The sequence below is a fragment of the Pseudoalteromonas espejiana DSM 9414 genome, from assembly GCF_002221525.1.
Taxonomy (GTDB): Bacteria; Pseudomonadota; Gammaproteobacteria; order Enterobacterales; family Alteromonadaceae; genus Pseudoalteromonas; species Pseudoalteromonas espejiana.
In genome coordinates, this window is sequence record NZ_CP011028.1 from 3,033,023 (window position 1) to 3,052,727 (window position 19,705).

The following is a 19,705-nucleotide window of genomic DNA, read 5'->3' on the forward strand; positions in this document are numbered from 1 at the left end:
GTGTAAAAATGCGACATTAGTCTAATAAACCATCAAAAATAAAAATAAACATTTAAAATCAGTCGGTTAATGAAATCATGAAAATAATGCGTAAAATTGAGCACGCACACTTAAAGGTATCTCTGGTATTGTGTAAAAGAATAAATAATAAGGTTTAATAACAACATGACTGCTGTACTGATTTTTGTAGCACTGGGCTACATTGGCGTGCTGTTTTGGCTTGCCAATTGGGGCGATAAAACAACACCACTGGCTAAACGGATTAGCCATCACCCGTTTGTGTATTCGTTATCGTTAGGGATTTATTGTACCTCGTGGACTTACTACGGTTCGGTAGGTACCGCGGCCACCAGCAGCTGGAGCTACTTGCCCATTTTACTTGGCCCTTCTTTGTTATTTATATTTGGCCAAGGCTTTTTACGTAAACTTGTTTTAGTAAGTAAAAAGCAAAATATAACAACCATTGCCGACTTTATTTCTGCCCGTTACGGTAAGCGCCAAACCAGTGCCATACTAGTCACCGTTATTGCACTGCTTGCGACAATTCCCTACATTGCACTGCAATTAAAAGCCTTAAGTACCAGTTTTTTATTACTGCAAAATAGCAATCAAATATCGGGCGAAATGCTCACTCTAACCGCCACATTAATTATGGCGCTATTTGCTATATTTTTTGGTACTCGTAAGGTCGATGTTACCGAGTATCGCTCAGGGCTTATGCTGGCCGTTGCATTTGAATCTATGATCAAACTTATTGCGCTTATTGCGGTTGCAGGGCTTGCTGTATATACCTTATTTAATTTGCCAGAAGCAGCAAACAGTAACGTTACTGAGTCTACGTGGCTGCACTGGGGTAACTTCAACTTTTTTAGTTTTAATTTTATTGGCCAGTCTTTAATGGCTGCCGCTGCCATAATATGCTTGCCGCGCCAGTTTCATGTAACCGTGGTCGACAACCAAGACAAACGCCATTTATTTACTGCTCGCTGGGCATTCCCACTTTATTTATTGCTTACCGCCGCGATGATTATTCCCATAGCAACAGCTGCAATTCACCCAAATATTGGCAGTGGTTTTTCGCCTGATAGCTTTGTATTAGCGCTACCGCTTATTCACGACCAAGCCTTTTTAAGTACCTTTGTATTTATTGGTGGGCTTAGCGCTGCAACCGCCATGATAGTAGTTGCTACACTTACGCTTAGCACCATGATCTCAAACGATGTTGTTTTACCGCTTTTGCTACGTCGTAAATTTAAACGTAATTTAATTACCAGCAGCTACAAGTCGCAAATTTTATTAGTTAGGCGTTTTACCATAGCAGGCATATTAATATTGGCTTATTTTTACCAGCAATGGTTTGGCCACGGAAGTGCATTAGCCAGCATGGGGCTGGTAGCATTTTCGTTAGTAACGCAGTTATTACCTGCCATTGTGGGCGGCTTATATTGGCGAAAAGGCCATGCTTATGGCGTTTACGCTGGGCTATTAGCCGGCTTTATTTGCTGGATACTGTTTTTAATGATGCCAATTTTAGACGCTGGCAGTTCGCTTAACAGCGAGCTACAACAAACGCTAATAACACGCGGTACATTAATCGCTTTATTTGCCAATATTGGCTGTTACATTAGCTTTTCACTAGGGGCCGAAGAGCGCCTAATTGATAAAATACAAGCTGCAGCGTTTGTTAACCCTAAAGATCAGGCTATTTTATCGCGCCGCTTAAACAAAAACGTTAAAGCCACGGTTTACGACTTTAAAATACTACTGCAAACCTTTTTAGGTATTCAGCGCAGCCAACAAGTTCTGGCGCACTTTTCATTATCAAACCAACTAAGCGATAACAACGCCCACCCTGAGCCTGAGTTTATAGCCTATTGTGAACGCGCATTAACTGGCGTTTTAGGCGCATCATCGGCGCAAGCACTTATTCATACGGTGTCATCGGGTAAGCGCATGGCATTTGAAGAAGTGGTTAACTTTTTTGACGAAACCACCCAAGCACTGCAATTTAACCAAAATTTACTTTATACCTCGCTCGAAAACTTAAGCCATGGTATTTCGGTGGTCGATAAAGACTTAAAACTCGTGGCTTGGAATAAGCGCTACAGCCAAATGTTTGGCTACCCCGATGGCTTTTTAGAAGTAGGCCAACCCATTGAAGATATAATTAGATACAACGCGGTACGTGGTGAATGTGGCCCAGGTGAAATAGAACGCCAAGTAGAAAAACGCGTACAGCATTTAAAAAATGGCAGCTCGCATCACTTTATTCGCCATCGCCGTAATGGCCAAGTATACGAGATGATTGGTAACCCCCTGCCCGACGGCGGTTTTGTTACTAGTTTTTCGGATATTACTACGCACATAAGCACGCAAAATGCGCTTGAAGAGATCAATATGGATCTTGAAAACCGCATAGAAGCGCGCACCCAAGAAGTGCAAACTATTAATAAAGACTTACAAGCGCAAATAGACAGCCGTGTAAAAACAGAGCAAGCGCTTACCCTTGCCAAACGTGAGGCTGAACAAGCAAATGACAGTAAAACTCGTTTTTTAGCACTGGCCAGCCACGACATATTGCAGCCACTTAATGCGGCGCGTTTATACCTTGCTGCGATTGATGAACAACAGCTCGATACCACTAATCAAAATAGCTTTAATAAGCTTGGTCACAGCTTAGATTCTACCGTACATTTAATGTCGGCACTGCTTGAAATAGCCAAACTTGAACAAGGCGCTATGACCCCAACACCAAGGCATTTTTGTATAAACGATATACTTATGCCGCTGCAAAGTGAGTACGCTATTTTATCAAGCGACAAAGGCTTAAAATTAACCGTGCGCTCAAACGCGCAAATAGTACATAGCGATATAACTTACTTACGCCGAATTATTCAAAACTTGGTGTCTAATGCGGTTAAATACACAGAAACAGGACGTGTATTAATTGCATGTAGAAACCGTAAGCATAATTTACGCATAGAAGTATGGGACACAGGCCCTGGCATTAGCGAAATAGAACAAGCTAAAATTTTTAACGACTTTTACCGCATAGAAGCCGGCGATAACAAAGGCGTAGGTTTGGGGTTAGGCGTGGTTAAACGTATGGCCGACCTACTTAGCTTAGAGCTAGATGTACACTCTGAACCCGGCAAAGGTAGCCGTTTTAGTATTGAAGTCCCTTATGGTGATACGCAGTTTGTACAGCAAAAACCTACTGCTAGCGGCCTAGTAGAAAACCGCGCTGCTATAAATATTGTGGCCGTAGATGACGACCCAGAAAATCTAGCCGCCATGGCAAGCTTGCTTAAAAAATGGCAAGCCAATTACACCTTATTTGACGATGTAGATAAAGTGCTTGAGCACGCCAAACAGCACACGGCTCCCGATGTAATTTTAATGGATTATCAACTAGGTAATGAGTGCGATGGCATATCTTTGATAAAAACACTTCGCAAAACATGGCAAAGCGAAGTCCCTGCTATACTTATTACTGCTGTGCGCGACACAGAACTTAAACAAGAAACCAAAGCAGCTAATATTCATTATTTAAGTAAGCCTATTAAACCAGGAAAGTTAAAAGCGTTGCTTAATCACAGTACTTAGCTTTAGTTAAAAAGAGTAAAACAAAAGCCCTGCAAGTTGCTGGGCTTTTGTTTATAACTTATTGCTACTATTAAGCTTGGTTTGCGCGGCTTCTGAGCTTTTGAAATAACCAGCTCAGCCCCACTAACGAAAGCCCTAAACCAATAAACGAGAGCGCCTTTAACAGCCCTGTTAAATTTGCCATATCAATTAAAAACACTTTAACAATAACAGCCGCGAGTAACCCTAAACCTATTTTTTGAATGAGTAATTTGTTTTTAAGGTGCCCTAATATAACGGTACCTGCGCCAAGGGTTAGCCAAATAACAGAGTAGCTATATAGCTCTGCATTACTTGCCCCTTTTGATAGGTAAATATAAGGCCCTTGCCAGTATTGGCGAATAAAACTGTTAATAGCGATTAAGCCAAGTATGCCAGCGGCTGCAAGTATAAATGGCGCTACCTTAGCGTTAATAGGTTTAATAAGCGTATATAGCCAAAACGTTAAGAGCGCAGGTACTAACCATAGTAAAAACAGCCAGTTAAATACGGGGAGTTCACCAATATAAATAGAGGTGAGTAACGGATTGTCATCAAGTAATGTTTTAAATGCAATAAGCCCTGCACCGCTGGCTAATACACAGCCCGCAATTTGATAAAGCCTAGCTAAGCTGCCTGCAATACGTGCACGATGTAAGTAAACGCAGCCCAGCGCAAGCCAATTACAGGTAAGTAAGGCTTGTTCGTAAAAGCTCAATGAGTCAAATTGTGGGTAATGCCCTACAAGCTGATAACTGGTTTCGGTGGTAATAAATAGCGCAAAACAATGAAGCGCAGCCCCTTCTAACCAAATTTTTAATTGCGAGGTATTAAAGCATTTAGCGGCAGCAAAAAATAATGCAGTACACAGCGGATAAACAATAATACTCCAATGCAGGTTAAATAAAGTAAGCGCATCGTAACTTGGCGTCCATGGTGCAAGCGTTAAGCGCAGCAATAAAGCCGCCACTAACGCTTTAATTGGCCAATGCGGCATAGGTACTTGATGACGATGAATTAAAACGCTAACAAGTAAAACTTGTACGGCAAGGGCAATTGTTAAGCCGCTGTCGCTTAGTAGCATAGTTATAGCAAGTGTAATATTGGCATTTGCGCCTACCCAATAGGTAAAACGCTGAAAAAGTGTCGTGCCACTCATTGCACATTTAATTAAAATAGCACTACTTACAAGTAGTATCACAGCCCATAATGGGTATGCCGTAGCCAAAGCATGATTTGGAATAATGGCGTACAAAGTGGCAATCATTGCAAATACACTAAATGCAGCACTCACATGAAAAGCTAAGCGTTTAGGCGCCCACTTAATACCAAAATAAAGCCCAAATGCGCTCAGTACTAAACCTAAAAATAATCCGCTGCCATATTGGTAGTTAAATATAAAAAGCGGATCTGAAAAGTCAGAATAATAATTAGGGGTGCTGATAAGCACTAGTACGGCAATTATCAACGCAAAGCCTTGCCATAAATCCCAACGACTATTTTTAAGAACTAAAAATAGTAATGTAGCCATGCTTAATGCACTAATTATTTGCCATTGTTGGTCATAACTACTAAAAAGCATAGCGAGTAATAAAGGGGTTACAAATGCCAGCATTAATGGGTGTGCGGGTATTACATTTATTAAGCGTTTTAAACTGTGCGGGCGAAGCTCAACAACCCTTAATGTTACTCCTAAGCAAGGCATAGCAATTAGGCCAATAATACTTAGTAAGCCATACGCCCCCATAAGCCAAATGGTGCTTTGTTCAACCAACGTAAAGCCAACTAAATACCAGCCTAAATGCCCTGCCCACAATAAATACCACAGCCAAGCGCGTTGCACTTTTTGCGCTACAAGTGCAGCCGACAAACTTATAAACCCAATATACATATAAAGCGCAAACAAGTTATTGCTACCTGTATTAACCAACACAGGCACACAATACGCTCCTATAATACCCAACACGGCTAATACAGGGCCAAGCACTAATGCCATGGCACTGGCGCTAATAGCAATAATGCCCAGTGCTATAAATGCGGTTAGCGGGCTTATCATGTTATAGCTGTTATACGCTAATAAGGTCAGTGCAAAACAAGTGCTAAAGCCACCACTTGCAAGAGCGGCCGGTATATAATTATTAAACCCTTCAAATATTATTTTTTTATAGTGCAAATACCCAGCACCAGCAATTAAACCAACACCAAATAAGCCTCCTAAACTTAACCGCATAGCATGCGATAACAACCCGGCCTCTAAGCTATATTTAGCTAAAAATATACCGCCAAATGCCAGTGCTATTGCACCTATCCAGGTCATCCAGTTTTGCTCAAAGCCACTGCGTAGTTTTTCAAAAAATGAACTAATAAAAGCAGGTTTAGCTTTCGCTTTAGTCGCTAATATATTTGCACTAGTGGTTGATGCTAAAGGCTCTACACTTGGCAAACTTGGGGTGGGTATATGCACGTCTTGATGGGAGGGTTTACTATATGCTTGCTCGCCTGCCTGCTGATAGGTGCTTTGTGCATTAGCGCTTTGATTTTTTAGGTTTGGCTTTAACGCTGTTTGCTCTAGGCTGAGCACCTTTGCTTTTAATTGCACTATTTCTTGTTTTAAATTACTCAATTGCGCAACCGCTATAATACCGCAAATTGCACCAGCCATAATAACCAGTGCAAATAAACCCACTATCCCTAAAAACTCGTCCATGGCACGCTCTTTTTATTTATTATGGGTTGAGTGTACCTAAACTTTTTAAATTATATAAATTTTTGTATAAAAAAAGCCCTAAACACGAATGCTCAGGGCTTTTACTTTCTAGAACTTATTACCGGTTAATTATTCTACGCTGTCTGTAATTGTGCGGGTTACACTCATTTTAAAGCCTGAGCTTGTTGTTTCATCATGCTCTAAAATTAAGATGTAGTTACCTTCTTCAGTAAAGTCGATGTCGCTTTGTTGAATTAACACTATTTGTTGGCCGTTATCTTCATATACGGCATACACAGTGTAAGCTTCGTCATCTACGTCAATTTCTTCTTGGTCGTATCTATCTAGGCCATCAATCACATTGGTTGCATCATCAACCGTTTCACCATTAAGTGTAAAGTACACATCAACTTCACTTACTGTTTGGCCTGCGTAGCTTTCGATTAAGTTAACTACCGAAATAGTATGGCTGTAACTGCTTGGTGTTAGGTTTTCTTCTACGCTCATCATGCGTAAGCCATTGTCGATATCGTTGTAAAATACACCCACTGCGCTTTGTTCGCGCTCAAGGGTCATTAAAAAGTTATCGGCAAGCTTAGTGCCTTCTTCGTCGTACATAGCTACGCTGTAACTATTTGGTGAAAGCTCTATATAATCGGTGTAGGTGTCGCTTGCTACAGTATTGGTGTCGTTTACTGTGGTACCGCGAGTGGTGCTAAAGCTTACCGGCGAGTAGTCATCAACGGTATTTATAAAGCGCAACTGCCCAAGCGCTGATTGGTGCTTTAGCGCAGTAACGTAGTTATTGTCAGTGACTATATCAAGGGTGATGCCGTTTTCTTCTGTTGCATAGCTTGGGCGGATCATCGCTACGTAGCTTTCTTCATCGTAAAAGTATACCGACTCAGATTCGTACACTACATCTGTACTACCAGCTTCAGTAATAAAAATGGTGTAGTAACCCTCTTCAAGAGTTTGTAAATCAAGCTCACTTAAATACTGCGCCGATGAAAATAACTCTGCGCTTTCAAATACGCCATCATCTGTTGCTAGGTAAATATCGTAGCTGGTGTCTTCACCTGTAATATTATAAAAACCTAAATTAAACTCATCTGTATCGCTTGAAATAGGTACGCTAAGCTCTGTAAATGTTGGCTCATCAAAGTTACCGCTCATTACTATTAGCTCGGTTTTATCACCTTTGATTGATACTTCTTGCTCGCTAATAGTGATGTAGCTGTCGTTCGCGTCTAAGTATTCAAAACTTAAATCGTAAGTCCCCGTGCTGTAATTATGACGGGTAGTTACATCGGCAAAGTTGGTGCCTGAACGCTCAGTTTCATCTACAAATAAACGTGTGTATGGGCTGTTGTACGAGCCATTATATAATTGTACGTAGCCTGTATCACTTGAGCCGTCGCTGCCGCCACAACCAACTAAAATAGACATTAAACTTAGAGGTAAAGCAGCTTTCAACAGAGAGTTGGTCATTAAAGTTTCCTTATTATTAAAATCACTATTATGACTACTTTGCTGCATTTTAATTTCATAGTTTACAAAGTATTACCCTCGCTGACAGTTCTTTACGAAATCGTTAAAAAGTGTTTAAAATGTGCAAATAATAAGGATATATAATACTGTAAAAAATTGAGGTATTAGGGGGCTAACCTGAGTTGGTTTCGACCTGAGTCTTTGGCTAAATATAGCGCTTGGTCTGCACGTTTCATTACAGTATCAAAGTGCTCATGCTTGTTGAGTCTTTTAGCAATACCAATACTAACCGTTAAAAACCTATCGTCTTTAACATTAATAGTTCTTACCTTTTCAAGAATTTGTTCACTAACGTCAACAACATTTTCAAACTGGCTAGATGGAAAATATCCCGCAAACTCCTCACCACCAATTCGTGCAAACATATTTTCATTTTCAAATAACGCATTTACTTTTTTAGCAAACACTTTGAGAACTCTATCTCCCATATCGTGACCAAATTCGTCGTTGATAGATTTAAAATGGTCAATATCAATAACAATTAATGTGTATTGCTTATCGTGCGACCTATCAACGTATTCATAAAAGCAGCGTCTGTTGTAAACTTTTGTGAGATCATCAATTATAAATTCTTGGGCTAAGCGCTTGTGCATTTTTTGCATAAACGTCATCGTTTTGAATAACCCGTAAGCGGTAATAACCATGCCTGATGATCTACATAAATCCTCTATGTACATACTCACCCAAAGAGGCTGAATTACAACCTCATCCAACACATCGGCCGTTGCCCCTACTATCCACAACATCAAACCAATACTAACGTAAACAAATGCTTTTCTTGCGAGTAAAGAACATTGAACAACAAAAAATATACTCATAATTACAACTAAACTAATTAAGTCAGTTGCTAACCCGTAAAGGTTTGCGCCTAAATTTAGAAAGGCTAGGCTATTTAAGGAAATGATTGAAAAAATTGTAATATAAGAAAGAGTAGCCGCTATTAAAAACTTGTTTAATTTAGTGATATGCATAAAGCGGCTAAGTTTGAGGCTTACTGACTCAGATTTAATCATGAAGTTTAATAAAATTAATTAAGCAATACTTAAACTTATATCACATAGTATTATTTTGCTATTAAATTAAAGTACTAATTCCCCAAGCAGCTAAAACTAATATTGTTAAGCCAATCATAGCTTTAGTTTTATGTTTGCTAATAATACGCTCAGCCTGATTACCGGCGTAATACACCACAATTGCTAGCCCAAAGTAGCGAATAGAACGCGCAATACCTGACGCTAATAAAAACAAACCTATTGAGTACTTAGTAGCCCCAGCGGCCAGCATCGCTATTTGAAACGGTATGGGCACAATGCCAAGGGTCATAACAAACCAAAAACCTTGGCTTTTCATTTGTTGCTTAACGTTTTCAAATTGCTCAGGGCTCGAAAACGTATTAATAACCCAATCGCCTACAGCGTCAAATAAGTAGTAGCCAAGTGCATAACCAAATAAAGCACCAATAATACAGCCCACAGTGGCCATAAGGGCTATTAACCAAAGCTTTTCACGGCGAGCCTGCATCAGCGGCACAAGTACAGCCTCAAGCGGAATAGGCACTATGGTAGATTCTAAAAACGACGCCACAGTAATTCCACTGAGCATGTGTTTAGAGTCAATAAAATTACGTGTTTTTTCTTTTAGCTTTTTTTGAATAGCCATATAAATCCCTTTTTGCTTGTGATGATAAGCCGTTGCTCAATGGGCTAATTCTTACATATTTACGTTAATACACGCTGAAACAGTTAAAGATTTAACAGCTACAAAACCGTTAACAAATTAGCAATAATTATAAGGATATTTTATTATGTGCCAATGCAGTTAAATACCTACCAAAGCAGTTAAAAATTTATGCAAAGTGCGCGTTTTATTCCCTTTCGAAAACAAGATATTATTGATATGTGTAGTGATGAGTTAAATAACAGCTCTGAGCAAACGTCGTTTAAACAATTTTGTGATTTATTAGCAAGCCTTATCCATTACGATTACCACGCAACACTTGAGTCGCTTAAAAATAACTACGCCCCCTTTGATCCTAATAGCGATACACGATCATTAGCGCCGGTTTCAAATGATCAAAAAGCGCAGTGCCAACGTGATTTTGCGCGCGATTTTGCTAATGTTTTAAACGCCGCTAACTTTGAAGTAATAACTAATCAAGATTTACAAGATGCACTAAGCGAAGAATCCCTTTTTAAAGTGCGCCTTGAGGTGGAGTTTGACGACTTTGAAGAAGTGGTTTTTTATCGCCGTGGCGAGTCGCAGCTCATTGAAACCATAACCAGTTTTTGGGGGCTTCGTAAAAAGCCACTGCACTTTACTAATTACGACCGCGTTGCGGTGTTTATTCGTTTTAAAGACAAAGCCCACTTTGACGCTAAAAATAAAACGCCTTTAGGGTTTGAGCCAAGCTCAACCATAGTTAAGCTGTTTCAAAATGTACCTAAAGCCGACCTTGAAATGCTATTTCCTAATAGCGAAGTACGCATGCGCCCTATCGATAAAGTGATTATTGGCTCATCGGCTTTAATTGGCGGTGCCGTGGTTTTAATTACAAAGCTTGGCGCATCAATTTTATTATTATTTGCTTTGTTTGCTTTTTGGGGTGGCTTTAGAAGTGAAGCCGTAGAAATGACCCAACAACACTTTATTACCTTTGCTATTGGCATGGGAGTATTTGGCAGCTTTATTTTTAAAGAGTGGAGTAAATTTAAAAACCGTAAAATTAAATTTATGAAAGCCCTAAGCGATAACCTTTACTTTAAAAACCTTGATAACAACGCGGGTGTTTTTCATACCCTTATAGACGCAGCCGAAGAAGAAGACATAAAAGAAGCCCTACTGGCCTATACCTTTTTACTAAAATCTAAAAGTGGCCTAAGCGCACAAATGCTTGATGAGCAAATAGAGGCCTGGTTTAAAACAAAGTATAAATGCGAACTCGACTTTGAAATTAGCGATGCGCTTGAAAAGCTCACTCGGATGCGTTTAGTAACCTGCACTAACAATGTGTATAGCGCAATAAATTTAGATCATGCAAAAACTATTTTGGATGAGCGCTGGGATAACCTGTTTCAATATAATTAATCTGCAAAGTTTACCTAAAAACAAAAAAGCAGCTGTCATTACAGCTGCTTTTTACGTTACTTAACAAAGTGCAATTAGCTAAGCAGCTTGATGCCTAGTAAATTTTGCATGCACTAATTTATAAAGTGCAGGTAATATTAATAGCGTAAGCAGAGTTGATGAAATAATCCCGCCAACTACCACGGTTGCCAGTGGCCTTTGTAGCTCAGCGCCGGTGCCTGTATTTAGCGCCATAGGAATAAACCCTAAACTTGCCACTAAAGCCGTCATTAGTACTGGGCGCAGGCGCGAAAGCGCACCGGTTTGTATTGCATCTATTAAACTAAGCCCATCAGCTCTTAATTGCTTAATAAACGACAGCATAACCACACCATTTAAAACCGCTACACCACTTAGCGCGATAAACCCAACGCCTGCCGATATTGATAACGGCATATCGCGTAGCAGTAACGCAAGCACGCCACCACTAAGCGCAAGTGGCACGCCGCTAAATATAATTAACGAATCACGCAGCGAATTAAACGCGCTATAAAGCAGGCCAAATATAAGCAATAAAGTAACTGGCACCACCAGCGATAGCCGCTTACTTGCCGATTCTAGCTGTTCAAACGTGCCGCCATACTCAATCCAATAACCACTTGGTAAATTAAGCTCTGAATTTAAAGCAGTTTGCGCATCGCTTACAAAGCTTGCTAAATCGCGCCCCTCTACGTTTGCAGTTACTACAACATTACGCTTACCGCTTTCGCGGTTTATTTGATTAGGCCCTTTATCAATACTAATATTTGCCACTTCACCAAGCGGTACAAATGCAAGGTCGGGGTTAGCACTTTTTGGTACAGCAACAGGTAAACGCGCAAGCTGTGTTATATCGCTCGACCAACGCTCATCTAAACGCACTAATAACGAAAAGCGTTTATCGCCTTCATAAATAAGCCCGGTTTGCACACCGCCTACCGCAGCGCTTACACTTTGCTGTATATCGGTTACTGTTAAACCTAACAGCGCCATGTGGTCACGAAGCGGCGTAACCGAAAGCGTAGGCAGGCCTTCCATTTGCTCAAGGCGTACATCGGTTGCGCCAGTAATGCTTTGCACCAAGGCTGTGGCTTTTTCGCCATACTGTTTTAATGTTGATAAATCATCACCATAAATACGCACGGCAACATCGGCCCGCACGCCTGCTATTAACTCGTTAAAGCGCATTTCTATTGGTTGGGTAAACTCATAGTTATTACCGGGCACTTCATTTACCAAATGGCGAATTTGCTTAACCAGTTCTTCTTTGCTTAAAGCGGGGTTAGGCCATTGCTCGCGCGGTTTTAACATTAAAAAGGTGTCGGCAACGTTAGGTGGCATAGGATCGTTTGCTACATCGGGCGTACCAATTTTTGAAAATACATTAGCCACCTCAGGCTTAGCTAAAATGGCTTGCTCTAGCTCTTTTTGCATTTTTACCGATTGTTCAATACCGGTGCCGGTAATGCGCAGCGCATGCATGGCTATATCGCCCTCATCAAGCTGCGGTAAAAACTCAGCGCCCATATTTTTAACTTTAAAGCCAAGCGCAATTACAAGCACAGCCGCAATACTAACCATAACCCACGGTAGTTTTAGCGATAACCCAAGTAGCGGCTTATAACCTTTTTTAATACCGCGGATAACCGCATTTTCGCTCTCGCTTACTTTTCCTCGCACACATACCGCAATAGCAGCAGGTACAAAGGTAACGGCAAAAATAAGTGCTCCTACTAATGCAGCAACAACGGTAAATGCCATTGGCTGAAACATTTTCCCTTCAACACCACTTAGTGCAAACAGCGGTAAATACACCAGCATAATAATTAAAATGCCAAATACCGCTGGGCTAAATACTTCTTTAGTAGCGGCGGTTACCACATTTAAACGCTCATTTAATGTAAGCAACCTGCCATGTTTGTGCTGCGCAAGGCCAAGTTGCCTTAAACAGTTTTCAACTACTATTACTGCGCCATCAACAATTAAACCAAAATCGATTGCGCCTAGGCTCATTAAGTTACCCGACACTCTATTACCTACCATACCGGTAATGGCAAATAACATACTAAGCGGAATAACCATGGCCGTAATAAGCGCACCGGTTACATTACCTAATAACAGCAGCAAAATAACAATCACTAGCACCGCACCTTCAAACAGGTTGGTTTTTACAGTGTCTATGGTTTTATCAACAAGGGTTGTGCGGTCATAAACTGCTTCTACCACAACACCTTCAGGCAAGCTAAGTTGCACGTCTTTGAGTTTATCAGCCATGGCTTTTGCCACTACGCGGCTGTTTTCGCCAATGAGCATCATGGCGGTGCCAAGCACGGTTTCTTTACCGTTATAAGTAGCAGCGCCGGTTCTGAGCTCTTTACCTAGGCGCACATTTGCTACATCTTTAATACGTACTGGTGCATCATCGCGCTTAGCAACAACCGTGTTAGCTATGTCATCAATGGTTTTTAATTGCCCTGGTGAGCGCACTAAGTATTGCCCGTCAAAACGCTCTATAAACCCTGCACCTTGGTTACTATTATTTAATTTAAGTGCCGTAATTACATCACTTAGTGTGAGCTTATAAGCCAGTAGTTTTTCAGGCATGGGCGCTACTTGGTATTGGCGCTCAAACCCTCCTTGGCTGTTTATTTCGGTAACCCCTTTTACTTTTAATAGCTGCGGACGAATAACCCAATCTTGCAAAGTACGTAAATCTTCTGCGTTATATGGCGTGCCATCATCTTTTAATGCACCGTTATTTGCATGCACAGAGTAAGTAAAAATCTCCCCTAGCCCGCTGGCAATTGGCCCTAAGTTTGGTTCAATATTGGTTGGTAAATCTGATCTAATACTTTGAATGCGCTCTGATATTTGCTGGCGCGCCCAGTAAATATCGGTGCCTTCGTTAAAAATAACGGTTACTTGCGAAAGCCCATAACGCGAAATTGAGCGGGTGTAATCAAGCTTAGGTATACCCGCCATTGCGGTTTCAATTAAATACGTAATGCGCTGCTCGGCTTCAAGCGGGGTAAAGCCCGGCGCTTTGGTATTTATTTGCACTTGCACATTAGTTATATCGGGTACGGCATCAACGGCCAAATTTTGAGTGTTGTATACACCAAACCCAGCAAATAAAAGTGTGAGCGCAAGCACCATCATGCGGCGCTTAACCGCAAACGAAACTATCCAGTTAATCATGCTGCCTCCTAGTGAGAGTGACTTGCGCCGCTTTTTAAAATATCGGCTTTAATTACATAACTGTTTTGCGTTACGTACTCACTGTTTGGCGAAAGCCCCTGAAGTACCTCTACCCACTCGCTGTTTTTAGCACCAAGTTTTACAGGGCGTACTTCAAACACATTGCCACTTTTTATAAACACGCTAGGCTTGCCGTTAAATTCTTGAATAGCAATCGCTTTGACGCGTACAGCCGCATCTACTTTTGCCGTACTAATGTCACTATTAACATGCATACCTGGTCGCCAATGGCCATCAGGGTTTTTAAGCTCGATTCGCGCACGTGCAATGTGCCCGCCACTCATCATTGGGGCTATGTAAAACACCTCACCTTGCGCATTTAAATGATGATGTAAGTCGTACACTGTAGCGCTTTGCCCTATGGCAAGCTTTTCAATGTTATCGGGAAAGGCCGACAGTTCAACCCATACGGTTTCAAGGTTTACTATTTGCATTAAAGCGCTACTGGCAAGCTCGCCGCGCTTTAAATATTGCTCACTAATAACGCCTGTAATTGGGCTTTTTATGGTGTAATTTTGTAAGGTTTCGCGGTTAGTTACGCTGGCAAGTTTGTCGCCTTTTTTAACGTTTTGGCCAATGCTTACAAAAATATCGTTAACTAAGCCGGTATAAGGCGCCATTACTTCAACGGTGCCGTGCGCGGTGGGCGCTATAACACCAAATAAAGTATCGGTTAGCTCAACGCTGCCTGCTTTTGCAATGTCGGTTTTAATCCCTGCGCGCTCAATTGCTTTCTCGCTTAGCGTTGTACGCCCTTCTTCTTGCTCATAATGATAATTTATTTCGGTGCCTTTATAGCGTGCCATTACATCAAGCTTAAAAGAATGCGGCTCGTTTACGCTCACGGTACTTACTAAATAGTCATCTTCAGCTTTAAAGCGAATAAGCTGTGGTGCTTCGCTTAAACGCTGCACGTTTACGGTTACGTCTAACTGATTTATATCAACGGCTTTATTGTTATTAAACCCATATATTCGCAGTTCAGTATTACCGGCAAACTGGGTTAATTTAAGCTCTAAATCAAGGGCGTTATTGGTTAGTAAAAAGCCGCCGTGTGGGCCTTTTTGTGTGTGTTCATCTTCATGGCCTTCTTCGTGACCTTCTGCGTGATGATTAGCCGACGCCATAGCCGTGCTACTTAAAAATGGGAGTGTAAATAATTGCGTAATTAATAATGCGATAAGAGTTTTATTCATGATTGATGAGTCTCGATTAAAGGTTGGCCGGTTAAACGCTCAAGGGTAAGTAGCACTTGGTATAGCTCGCTATGGGTGTTGATAAGTGCGCGTTTAGAATCAAATAAAGCTTGCTGTGCGTCTAGTAATTGCAATACCGATATTTGCCCTTGTTGATAGCTTTTTAAACTTTGTTTTATAAGCATTTGCGCTTGTGGAATAATGCGCTGTGTTAAAAGTTGTGCCTGCGTGGTTTTACCTTGGTAATACGCATGGAGCGTGCGTATTTGCTTGCGTAACTGAATACGTAATTGCCCTTGCTGCTCATTAAGTAGCGTAAGTTGATGCTGCGCCGCCTCAATATTACCGCCATTAGCATTACTTAATTGCAGCGGCATTGAAAACGAAAACACAAATGAGCTGGCATCAGTTTGCTGGTTATATCGCACGCCACCACCCAAGGTTAAATCGCTTTGACCACTTGAGCGTTGCAGGGCTAAATTAGCCGTTTGTTGCATATATTGCTGCTGTAAAAGTGCAAACTCTGGCGCTGTATTTACCGCATCAAGTAACGCGGCTTCGCTTTTAATAGCAGCTATTTGTGATAAATCGCCCGCATAGTAATCACTCACTTGCACCTCTTGCCAAAGCTCATTGAGTGCTAAGCGAGAGCGCTCAAATTCACTTTGTAGCATGGCCGTATTTAAATCTACTTGGCTTAATGCATAACGCATGCGGGTTACATCGGCACTTGAGACCGCACCCGCTTCAGCGCGTTTTTCAATTGCGTTAAGTGCCTGCTTAACAGTGCTTTTACGGTCACTATTTAACGCAATTAACGCCTGAAACTTTAGTACTTGGTAATAACGTTCAGCGGTGGTTGCTAAAAGTGCCAACCGGGTATTTTTATACTCAATTGTTTGCGCTTTTATATTGGCAGTGGCGTAATTAATACGGTTTTGACGTTTATCACCCAACTCTATTAATTGGCTTAAAGCCAGCGTGTACTGCGCCCCCGAAAACGCATGAGAGCTGTGAGTTCCTAAAAAGTTTTCAGCTTCAAAACTCAACTCAGGGTTAGGTGAAAGCATGGCTTGGCTTTTGAGCGCCGTTAATATTTTTTGATGATACGGGTAGCGCTTAAGCTGTAAGTTTTGCTGCTCGGTGTTTTTAAGCGCCTGCTTTAGCGTTAATACATTTTGAGGCTCGCTTTTTGCCAAAGCGCTCAATGTTGGTAATGCACACAGTAGCGCCACCAGCATAAGTGGTTTTTTGTTCATATAGCATGTCCGTTTTAACAAACAGAGTTGGCTTAATCACTATGCCTGTTTTAAAACAAGCGCAATTAAGCAACCTAAATATGTACATAACTAGCCTAATAGCGCACAAGCGCAGACAGTTATTTACAACGTGTTTAAAATTAAAAACTAGCTATAAAAATTGGGTGGCGGAACATCTGGCGGATAATTTAAACCGCTATAGCAAGCAGGCTGCGTTGCTTGGCTTTGCTCGGGGCTTATAGGATGATTTAGCGAACTGTAATAACCACAGTGGCAATGCTGATGGGCATGAATTTCGGTAGGTGATTGCGCGTCTTCATCGTTTGTATCGGCTAAAGAATGAATGTGCGAGGCATGATCAACTTCTTCTTGTAAATGATACGCAGCAGCATCACAGCTAATAAAGCTGTGTACAAGCACAAGGAGTATCACGACTAAAAAGTAGTTTGAGCGCATCCATTACCTAATAAAATTTAAAGTGGGTTCCTATTTTACATAGTAGGAACAGCGGCATATTAAACCTGCAATGCACCTTGAGGTCAATAAACAACGCGCAAAACCGTTGATAAAAATTTACTGGTCTTCGTCTACACAACATTCGTTTTGTAAAAAACCAATTACATCGTCTAAGCGTTGGTACATGGCTACACAATAAAGTGTGCGCCCTTCGCGCCTTTGGCTAATTAGCCCAGCGTTAACTAAGCCCGATATATGGTGCGAAAGTGTAGAGCCTGCCATGCTTAGCTCTTCTTGTATATTACCTACACTAATGCCAGCGCGCCCTGCTTTTACTACACGCTTATATATAGTTAAACGCGTAGGGTGACCCAATTCTTTTAATGCTTTTGCAACGTCGGTAATTTCCATTACAACCTCGTAATTTCTAAATTATTAGAAATAATAACAATTTGAATTGTTAAATACAGCTTTATTAGCAAGTTACCTTAAAAGTTAAAAAATAAAGCATTTAAAAACAACGCCATAAACTTTATTTCCACATATCTAGAAATGAAGTATTGACGACATTCTGGCTCGCCAATATACTTCCATAAAATTCGAAATATAGTTTATTCAATATAAGCTATACCTTGTGTACTTTGGAGTGCGTTATGAGTAATGAAATGCTAGCAATGGCAAAAGAGGCGTTAGGCATGTTTGCCTTTTTAGCTACAGAGTTAACTATTTTATTTATTGTTATTAGTTATTTAGTGGGTGTTTTGCAGCTATTTATAACACCTGAAAAAATTCAATCCATTTTAAGTTCAAAAAACGGTAAGGGCTACGTTATTGCTGCTTTATTGGGAGCTATAACCCCCTTTTGTTCGTGCTCAACTATTCCGTTTTTAAAAGGATTATTAAGAGCGCGAGCGGGCTTTGGCCCTATGATGGTATTTTTATTTGGCAGCCCGCTACTTAACCCGGTGATCATTGGGTTGTTTGTAATTACCTTTGGCTGGCAGGTTGCTTTATTTTACTTTTTAGTGGCTATGGTGGTGTCGGTTGTAGCAGGCTATACCCTTGAAAAGTTAGGCTTTGAAAGGTATGTAAAACCAGAAGCTTACAGCACAGAATCTACTAGTAGCTGCGCAAAACCAAGCTGTAGTGAGCCTAAAGAAGTTGAACCAAGCTGTGCAACCACACGCTGCGGCGAACCTAAAGCAATAGAGCCTAAAAAAGCGCAGCCTAATCGCTGGGTAAAAGTGTGGCACGCCACCTTTAAAGACTTTAAACAGGTGTTTCCGTACTTAATGCTAGGGGTAGCAATAGGCTCGTTTATTTATGGCTTTATTCCTACCGAGCTAATTGCTAAATATGCGGGCGATGGTATGTGGTATGCCATTCCTATTGCAGCCATTATTGGTATTCCACTTTATATTAGAGCCGAAGCCGTTATTCCGCTAAGTGCCGCATTGGTTAAAAAAGGCATGGCGCTTGGCTCGGTAATGGCATTAATAATTGGCAGCGCGGGCGCAAGCTTAACAGAAGTTATTTTGCTTAAATCAATTTTTAAAAACCAAATGATAGCCGCCTTTTTGTTTGTCATTATTACAATGGCTATTGGTGCAGGCTTTTTATACCAAGCTATTTTTTAAACGCTCATTTTTCTAAACTCAGTGGGTGACACGCCCACTGATTTTTTAAACCGTTTTGAAAAATTAAATATATTAGGGTACCCCACGTAAGCGGCAATATGGGCGACTGGCCACCGGGTATTTAAAAGCAAGTTTTTAGCCCGTTTAATTCGTAAGTAAATAAGCTGCTGCATAGGGCTTTTACCAAATTGTGCCTGGCATAACCTGTGTAAATGCGGTGCTGAGTAATGTACTTGTTCGCACATAGCCTCTATTGTCCAATCAAATTGCAGGCGCTCTTCTACCTCTAAAAATAAGCTGGTTAATCTATTTTGCCCGCCTATTTGTGGCTCGCTTTGAAGCGTTGTATTTAAGTAATGACTTAAAATAGGCATAACGCCTTCGCGCAAAGTAGCGTTACTTTCACTATATAAAAGCTCCATCGCTAAATGTAATGGCGCTAGCTGCTGATTAGTTAATACTTTAGCGTGCGCTAAATTTAAATGTTGCCAACGCTTGGTGTTTGCAAGGTTTAGCCAAATTACATCCCACTTTTCGCTTGCTATTTCAACCTCAAAACTTTGCCGTGCTGGCAATATAGCGAAGCTATTTTCGACTAGTGGATATTGGTTATTATCGGTTTTAAGCGTGCCCTGACCACCCAAAGTATAAAACAGAGTGTGTTCAAGCGGGTTAGTACGCGCAACACAATAATCACCCAATAAATTTGAGCAACCTGCCAGCTCTATTTCAAGGCTTGGCATTTGCGAAAGCGTGTTTAAATCAATAAACCGCTCTGTACACTCTGGGCCAATATCGAGTACATCTTTAATCGTGTTACGCATAATTTAAAATGATATTTTTGGACAAATAAAAGAGAGCTTTAAGCATAACCTCAACGCATTATTTTAGCTATATTTAAGCCACTATAATTGC

At 41.0% G+C, this 19,705-nt stretch carries 13 protein-coding genes; 3 read left to right on the forward strand and 10 right to left on the reverse strand.

All coding sequences use genetic code 11. The features are described 5' to 3' along the window. Nucleotides 1–165: 165 nt before the first annotated feature. Complete coding sequence (locus tag PESP_RS13755; RefSeq protein ID WP_089348533.1) at nucleotides 166–3,606, forward strand: PAS domain-containing hybrid sensor histidine kinase/response regulator; 3,441 nt, start codon at nucleotides 166–168, stop codon at nucleotides 3,604–3,606. Between the two features lie 70 nt (nucleotides 3,607–3,676). Here the strand turns inward: PESP_RS13755 and PESP_RS13760 are convergent, their stop codons facing one another. The 4 genes from PESP_RS13760 to PESP_RS13775 all read right to left on the reverse strand — a co-directional run bounded on the left by PESP_RS13760 (nucleotide 3,677) and on the right by PESP_RS13775 (nucleotide 9,541). Further along, nucleotides 3,677–6,331: a DUF2339 domain-containing protein gene (locus PESP_RS13760; protein ID WP_089348534.1), complete on the reverse strand. Its 2,655-nt coding sequence runs from the start codon at nucleotides 6,329–6,331 to the stop codon at nucleotides 3,677–3,679. 129 nt (nucleotides 6,332–6,460) lie between these two features. Then, nucleotides 6,461–7,822, reverse strand: coding sequence for a hypothetical protein (locus PESP_RS13765; protein WP_089348535.1), 1,362 nt, complete (start codon nucleotides 7,820–7,822; stop codon nucleotides 6,461–6,463). A 164-nt stretch (nucleotides 7,823–7,986) separates the two neighbouring features. Beyond that, nucleotides 7,987–8,700 carry a GGDEF domain-containing protein gene (locus tag PESP_RS13770; protein WP_307725818.1) on the reverse strand — a complete coding sequence of 238 codons (714 nt, stop codon included), beginning with the start codon at nucleotides 8,698–8,700 and terminating at the stop codon, nucleotides 7,987–7,989. A gap of 256 nt (nucleotides 8,701–8,956) precedes the next feature. Then, the gene (locus PESP_RS13775; RefSeq protein WP_089348536.1) at nucleotides 8,957–9,541 is read right to left on the reverse strand and encodes a YqaA family protein; all 585 of its coding nucleotides are present in this window, start codon (nucleotides 9,539–9,541) and stop codon (nucleotides 8,957–8,959) included. 189 nt (nucleotides 9,542–9,730) lie between these two features. On the opposite strand from PESP_RS13775, the gene PESP_RS13780 reads away from it, so the two are divergent. Further along, the gene (locus tag PESP_RS13780) at nucleotides 9,731–10,966 is read left to right on the forward strand and encodes a TMEM143 family protein (protein ID WP_089348537.1); all 1,236 of its coding nucleotides are present in this window, start codon (nucleotides 9,731–9,733) and stop codon (nucleotides 10,964–10,966) included. Nucleotides 10,967–11,044: 78 nt separating this feature from the next. Here PESP_RS13780 and PESP_RS13785 read toward each other — a convergent pair whose 3' ends face one another. The 5 genes from PESP_RS13785 to PESP_RS13805 all read right to left on the reverse strand — a co-directional run bounded on the left by PESP_RS13785 (nucleotide 11,045) and on the right by PESP_RS13805 (nucleotide 17,564). Next, the gene (locus tag PESP_RS13785) at nucleotides 11,045–14,182 is read right to left on the reverse strand and encodes an efflux RND transporter permease subunit (protein WP_089348538.1); all 3,138 of its coding nucleotides are present in this window, start codon (nucleotides 14,180–14,182) and stop codon (nucleotides 11,045–11,047) included. Between the two features lie 8 nt (nucleotides 14,183–14,190). Further along, on the reverse strand, nucleotides 14,191–15,438 hold the full coding sequence (locus PESP_RS13790) for an efflux RND transporter periplasmic adaptor subunit (protein ID WP_089348539.1): 1,248 nt from the start codon (nucleotides 15,436–15,438) through the stop codon (nucleotides 14,191–14,193). Beyond that, nucleotides 15,435–16,697, reverse strand: a complete 1,263-nt coding sequence (locus PESP_RS13795; protein WP_089348540.1) for a TolC family protein — start codon at nucleotides 16,695–16,697, stop codon at nucleotides 15,435–15,437. Before PESP_RS13795 ends, PESP_RS13790 begins: the two co-directional genes overlap by 4 nt. A 147-nt stretch (nucleotides 16,698–16,844) precedes the next feature. Further along, nucleotides 16,845–17,153 carry a hypothetical protein gene (locus PESP_RS13800; RefSeq protein ID WP_089348541.1) on the reverse strand — a complete coding sequence of 103 codons (309 nt, stop codon included), beginning with the start codon at nucleotides 17,151–17,153 and terminating at the stop codon, nucleotides 16,845–16,847. A 117-nt stretch (nucleotides 17,154–17,270) separates the two neighbouring features. Next, the gene (locus PESP_RS13805) at nucleotides 17,271–17,564 is read right to left on the reverse strand and encodes an ArsR/SmtB family transcription factor (protein ID WP_089348542.1); all 294 of its coding nucleotides are present in this window, start codon (nucleotides 17,562–17,564) and stop codon (nucleotides 17,271–17,273) included. Between the two features lie 242 nt (nucleotides 17,565–17,806). Here PESP_RS13805 and PESP_RS13810 point away from each other — a divergent pair, with 242 nt between their 5' ends. Next, nucleotides 17,807–18,790 carry a permease gene (locus PESP_RS13810; protein ID WP_089348543.1) on the forward strand — a complete coding sequence of 328 codons (984 nt, stop codon included), beginning with the start codon at nucleotides 17,807–17,809 and terminating at the stop codon, nucleotides 18,788–18,790. On the opposite strand, the gene PESP_RS13815 is transcribed toward PESP_RS13810, so the two are convergent. Continuing rightward, nucleotides 18,787–19,614 carry an AraC family transcriptional regulator gene (locus tag PESP_RS13815; RefSeq protein ID WP_089348544.1) on the reverse strand — a complete coding sequence of 276 codons (828 nt, stop codon included), beginning with the start codon at nucleotides 19,612–19,614 and terminating at the stop codon, nucleotides 18,787–18,789. The two genes, PESP_RS13810 and PESP_RS13815, sit on opposite strands and share 4 nt — an antisense overlap. Between the last annotated feature and the right edge of the window lie 91 nt (nucleotides 19,615–19,705).